Source organism: Bradyrhizobium sp. 23AC, from assembly GCF_054863025.1.
On sequence record NZ_JAVAYN010000060.1, the window covers coordinates 1 to 1,053 of the forward strand.

Sequence of the window (1,053 nt, forward strand, 5' to 3'; positions counted from 1 at the left end):
ACAGGCGGCGTCACCGTCAGTCTGAGCGCCGGCTCGGTCACGGGCGACGTCTCGGTCGGGCATGACACCTTCACGGGTGTCAACAGCGTCTATGGCAGCAATTTCGCCGATACTTACGACGCGACCGGCTTCATCGGCTTCAATTCTTTCCAGGGCCTCGCCGGCAACGACCTCATCACCGGCAACGGCAGCACGCAGCTGCTGTTCGCCAACGCGACCGGCGGCGTTGTTGTCGACCTCGCCAGCGGCACCGTCAGTGGGGATGCCTCGGTTGGGCATGACACCATCACCGGTGGCGTGAACGGCGTGTCGGGATCGGGCTTCAACGATACGCTGAAGGGCAGCAGCGGCGCCGACAATCTGCTCGGCAACGGCGGCGCCGACACCTTCGTTTATGTCAGTGGCGGCGGTGCCGATTTCATCGGCGACTTCTCGCATGCCGACAAGATCGACCTTTCGGGCGCAGGTATCTACAACCTCGCTGACGTGCAGGCGATCGCCTCGCAGCAGGGACCGAACACGTTCATCAATTTCGGCAATGGCGACAGCCTGACGCTGCAGAACGTGACTCTATCGAACCTGACTGCTGCGGATTTCATCTTCGCGCCAGGCGTTCACCTGATCGGCGACGCCAATCCGAACACGCTGGTCGGCACGGTCTATGCCGACAATTTGAGCGGCCTCGGCGGCAACGACGTCCTGCAAGGACTCGACGGCAACGATCTGCTCGACGGCGGCCTCGGCTTCGACCGCGCCGATTACGGCGATGCAACGGGAGGCATCACCGCCAATCTTGCGGCCGGCTCCGTGACCGGCCCGGGCGTCGGAACAGACGTGCTGGCGAATATAGAGGGCATCCTTGGCAGCAGTTATGCCGACACGTTCAACGCGGCCGGGTTTACCGGCTCGACCGGTCTGCCGGGCGTGGCCGTCGGCCAGAGCGAGTTCGAAGGCCGCGGCGGCGATGATAGCGTCGTCGGCGATCTCAACGCCCTGGGGCAGGCGGTGACGCGACTGTCCTATCTGAGCGCGACCAGCGCGGTCACCGTCGAC

Annotated in this window: 1 pseudogene; it reads left to right on the plus strand. The window is 64.4% G+C overall.

What is annotated here, in order from left to right:
* Positions 1-1,053, plus strand: a pseudogene (locus RAD10_RS41405) (hypothetical protein); the annotation flags it as partial.